A 4,894-nucleotide genomic window follows, 5' to 3' on the forward strand; every position below is an offset into this window, starting at 1 on the left:
ATAATAGAACACATTAATCGTCGGTTAAAGATTTTTAAAATTCTCTCTTATCCCTATCGTAACAGACATCGAAGATTCGGATTAAGAGACAACTTAATTGCGGGTCTTTATAATTACGAATTAATCTAATCCAGAGAATTTGACTTCTAATGGTTTTGGTGTATGAAAATTTAAGGGAATATTAGCTGTCAATTCTTTCATCTCAAATAGGATTATTTATAATATTTTATTATAGACAATAATATAATTATATTCTTATTTTTTCTTTTATTTTAAATAATTAAATAATCATCAGTCGCTAATAGATAGAGATGACAGACTGTTATTGGTGTCGAATCTCCATATCGCTTACTAGATCAGGTTTTCAGGCTTGTCCTTGACTCTCTCATGAATAATCCAGGTTAGGCTGTCAGTTCGGGCTACTTTCGTGGTCTGCACTCCATCCTTTTCATTACTTACTACGGATGTGACCGGACTAATATTAGTCTTTTACGCAGGGGTAGAGGGTATGAATTCTCTAGAGAAGTAGGCTTCCCATACTAAACGACCATTTCAGGTCGCGCGATTGATGTGCGATCGCAGAATATATCATGAATTTTGTCATTCGCATAAATAGGTAATCGCTCTATGGTCACTACCTGTAAATTCATAGATATCAAAAGTAGAAACAGCAAGCTTGTTATCAAAATTATCGCTGTCAAATACTCCTGAGAAGATAACCTGCCCATTCATACAGCCGTTTGCATAGTTAGATATGTACCTTCTAACGGCGAAATACGATGTATATTCGCTAACATTAAGATTATTTACCTCAAACAAAGGATAACAAAAATATGCTCAATACTTCAGGTATCAATTTTTTTAAACCCTCTAACAATTCTTCAATGAACATCAAAAAGATATTATTCAGTGTTGCACTTTCCCTCACTTACTTGTATCCAAGCATGGCACTAGCTCAATATGATTATGAAATTCAACAATTGCTGGATCGTCGGGAAGATTACAAAATACAAGCAGAAAATCTACAGACAAAAATAGGTTTTTATATGTTAACGAATCCTAAAGCATCTGCTGCTTTATTAATTTCAGGAGTAGGGATTTTTGCAATCTTAGAACAAAGTTTAGATCCAACTACCAAAGTATTATTAGCAGGTATGGGAATAGTTGGCACTAATTATTGTTTAAATCAGCAAAATTTTCAACATTGTGCTAAGGTCGCTACCGATTTAACTTCCTATGCTGTTGAAATCAATAACTATAATCAACAAATAAATTCTATCACACGGAGAATCGACTCACTACAAAAATCTAATTAATTTTGTCAGTCCCATAACTAAGCAAGCTTTCATTCCATGCGTAAGTGAATTAACTATTTTCAAGCCTTGTAATCAATCAAATTTTCGTAGCTTTTAATGGTCATCTTATTTACGCTGTGCTGTATTAGTATATGGTTCATCTAAAAAAGGTAATCCGCGAAAAGTGGATGTTTTTTACACATTTGAATCGGGAGATGAAAATCATGAATAACAATGAATCTGCGTTTAATATCCTTGAACTAATCAATGTAAGTGAAACTAATACTATGAATACGGCAACGGAACAAACTTTTGTCAACGAAGGAGACCGATTTGGTAATGATTTAGAAAAAGCCACCAAAGTTCGTCGAGAAACTGCTGAAATTTTAAATAAAGCAGCAAACATACTGATGCAATCGGAAATTGCAGGTGAAGATAGCTCTGGTAAATTGGGATTTGAGCAGGATATCACATATCTCAATAATGTTAGTGAAAATTTGCGTCAAGGTGTATTCCGATTACTCGTGCTAGGAGATATGAAACGAGGTAAAAGCACCTTATTGAATGCCATTATTGGGGAAAAAATCTTGCCTACAGGCGTTAATCCTTGCACAGCAGTTCTGACTGTTGTTCGTTATGGAGAAAACAAACAAGTAATTATTCATTTTAATGACGATAAACAACCAGAAGCAATGGATTTTGATAGCTTTAAAGAACGCTACACTATCCCTCCCGATGAAGCCAAGAAATTGGAAGAAGAAGGAATAGCAGCGTTTCCAGATGTAGAATACGCTGTTATCGAGTATCCCCTAGATATTTTAGAAAAGGGAGTAGAATTAATTGACAGTCCTGGCTTAAATGATACCGAATCCCGAAATAATTTAGCTCTGGGTTATATCAATAATTGTCATGCAATTCTTTTCGTTCTTTCTGCTACGCAACCATGTACTCAAGCAGAGCGACGTTACTTAGAAAATTATATTCATGACAAAGAATTAGCTACTTTTTTTCTGATTAATAATTGGGATTTAATTGCTCAAAAAATAGAAAGTAAAGATGAATTGCCAGAAGCTGAAAATAAACTTCGTCAGGTATTTCAAAGCAATCTATCTGCTTATTGTCAAAACAACGGCAGAAATCTCTATGAGCAAAGAGTATTTGAGCTAAATTCTTTAGCAGCTTTTAAAGCTCGCACGAAAAATCCCTCTGGTTCACTAGAAGGAACTGGGTTCGATAAATTTTTCGATGTCTTACGCCCTTTCCTCACTCAAAAACGAATTATTGCCGAGCTACTAAATGTTAAAGGGTTAGTTCGTCAAATCTATCATCAGGTTCATGAAGCTGTGGGAATACGCATAACTTTACTAGATACAGGAGCAGAAGAACTAAAACAAAAAATTCAAGAGGTTCAGCCGGAATTCAATCAGTTGGTTGAGATTAGGGATGGATTTCAACATGAAATCCGGACTAAATCAGAACGTTACGCTAATGAATTGGCAGATGATTTTTGTAATTATCTTTCTAATTTAGATAGTACATTTGAAACCGATTTTACCCCATACCAACCTGACCTGAAAGTCTTTGATTTACTTAAAAATGGTAAACGAAAAGAGTTTCAAGATAATTTGGAACAGGCATTTAATCAGTATTCTAATGACAAGATAGCAGACTGGACTAAAAAAGCAGAACAAAAACTGAAAGAAGCTTTTTTTCAAATTGCTAAAAGTGCCGAAAATTATGGCGATGCTTATACCCAAGTAACAGATAAAATTTATGCGAAACTGAATGAACAAAAAATAGAAACAGGAACCGTTTCTTCTGAAGAACGAATTCCTGGCTGGACGAGATGGGCAGGGGCTGCTGCTGGGATATTTTTAGGTAATCCTGCGGGGGCTGCTTTAGTAGGTTTTGGAGCTTTAGATTGGAAAAGTTTAATTGGTCAATTTCTGACTGCTGTAGGAGCTAATATCTTGTTACTATATGGTGGGGGGACTTTTTTAGGACCAATCGGTATAGCTTTAGCTGGTTTAGTTGCAGGTGCTGTTCAATTACGATTAGCCAGAAATAAGTTAGTCAAGTTAACTAAAGAAAAGATGAAAGAGAGTTTGCCGAATGTTGCTAACGCAGAAAGGATAAAAGTTTATAATTTCGTAAAAGAAATTTTTAATAACTTTGAGAATGAAGTAACTCAGAGAATTGACAGTGATATTTCATCTCGCAAAGCAGAGTTACAAGAGCTTTTGGCTCAAAAAGAATCTCAAGAAATTAACAAAACAGCAGAAGTGTATCGTTTAAATGCCCTTGATAGGCAAATTCTTACTCAATGGAAAGCAATAGAAGCTATCACTGATAAGCTTCTTGAAGAAACTGTATGAGTTTACAGACAATAACAATTATTCAGTAAGTAGGTTAACAGAAAAAATTAAAGGTATGTGAAGAAAAGTAAAATCGCTCAAAACTCTCTTGCTGTTCCCTTGCCGCAACGACAATTTTTAACCCCTACCTAACTTAGGTGGGCATGAATATTTATCATTAGGATGAGACAGGGAGCAGAAGGCACGAGGCAAGAAGGTTTGATCATCCTTAATTTTTCTTCACATAGTTATCTTTAATTGTTCCTACCTATTTAAATAGGCATTTTGTGCGAATGACGGAATCAATGAAACATTCTGAAATTACAAACCACACAAGCAATTATTTCGTCGTTCGCACATTATCTACTGTTCTTGACTGTAACCAATGTTAATTGTGGTATAGACAAAATTTCCATCTTATCCAGATAACAGTTTTGACTGGAATATATTGATTAATTACTACAATTTTCAGGAAATAGCAAAATGAAGAAATTACTGGCAGGTATTACAGCATTTAGCGTATTTTTTACTTCTCTAGGTATTGCTAATGCACAGGAATTTACAGAATTCAAGCATCGCAATGATAGATATTACTATGAAACACTGAAATCTCAAGGCGTTACTTACTATAAGTATAAAGTTCCTGCTTATAGCTTTGGGGTTTTTACACTCAAAAATCATAGTCGTAGAGGGGATTTTGATATTTACATATATGACTACTCTGGAGGCTGGAAGCCATTAGCTAAAGGAGTGAATACAGGAGTTAGAACAGAGTTAGTTACTACGCCAACAATTTCACAAGATAGATATGCATATATCAAGATAGTCAATTATGGTTCACAACCATCTCAATATCTTTTTTATGCAAATCATGTAACTCCTGGTAAGAATTTTGCGATCGCCTTAGCTGAAACTATTATTATATGTAGTCTCGAAAGAAAAAATATTGACAGCGAAACATCTTCTCGCGTAGTTACAGGGATTTCCTCAATACTCCAAGGTAATAATTTGGCAGGTTTGAGTCGAGACATTTTAATTAATGAAATAACCAGCAACATTAGAAAACAATTTGGTTATGGATGTACAGGTGACTTTGCAGTCAATTGGGTAGTTTCAATGATCAAGGATGTTTACAGAAACTATCCTTAACTCAGTTTTCTTTTGTCATGTTGGTAGAGTCCAATTGCCCAAAGGGTTACAAAAATTTAGCGTGAGAAAAGCCCACTCTTTTTAGGGGTGGGATTA

3 protein-coding genes and 1 pseudogene are annotated in these 4,894 nt (G+C 34.8%); all 4 read left to right on the forward strand.

Annotated features, from left to right (window positions below; all coding sequences use genetic code 11):
• Positions 1-129 (forward strand): annotated as a pseudogene (locus tag VB711_RS26270) (IS5/IS1182 family transposase); the annotation flags it as partial.
• 704 nt (positions 130-833) lie between these two features.
• Entirely contained in the window at positions 834-1,316 is a 483-nt protein-coding gene (locus VB711_RS26275) for a hypothetical protein (protein ID WP_323289379.1), read from the forward strand.
• Between the two features lie 203 nt (positions 1,317-1,519).
• Positions 1,520-3,670 (forward strand): dynamin family protein, encoded by a 2,151-nt coding sequence (locus VB711_RS26280; RefSeq protein WP_323289380.1) that lies wholly within the window; start codon positions 1,520-1,522, stop codon positions 3,668-3,670.
• A 462-nt stretch (positions 3,671-4,132) separates the two neighbouring features.
• Complete coding sequence (locus VB711_RS26285) at positions 4,133-4,798, forward strand: hypothetical protein (RefSeq protein ID WP_323289381.1); 666 nt, start codon at positions 4,133-4,135, stop codon at positions 4,796-4,798.
• Positions 4,799-4,894 lie beyond the last annotated feature (96 nt).

This window comes from Cronbergia sp. UHCC 0137 (genome assembly GCF_034932285.1).
GTDB lineage: Bacteria > Cyanobacteriota > Cyanobacteriia > Cyanobacteriales > Nostocaceae > Cronbergia.

Bases quoted from the DNA above. Each gene is read 5' to 3' on its own strand.
- VB711_RS26285 (WP_323289381.1), top strand. From the start codon at position 4,133: ATGAAGAAATTACTGGCAGGTATTACAGCATTTAGCGTATTTTTTACT.
- VB711_RS26280 (WP_323289380.1), top strand. From the start codon at position 1,520: ATGAATAACAATGAATCTGCGTTTAATATCCTTGAACTAATCAATGTA.
- VB711_RS26275 (WP_323289379.1), top strand. From the start codon at position 834: ATGCTCAATACTTCAGGTATCAATTTTTTTAAACCCTCTAACAATTCT.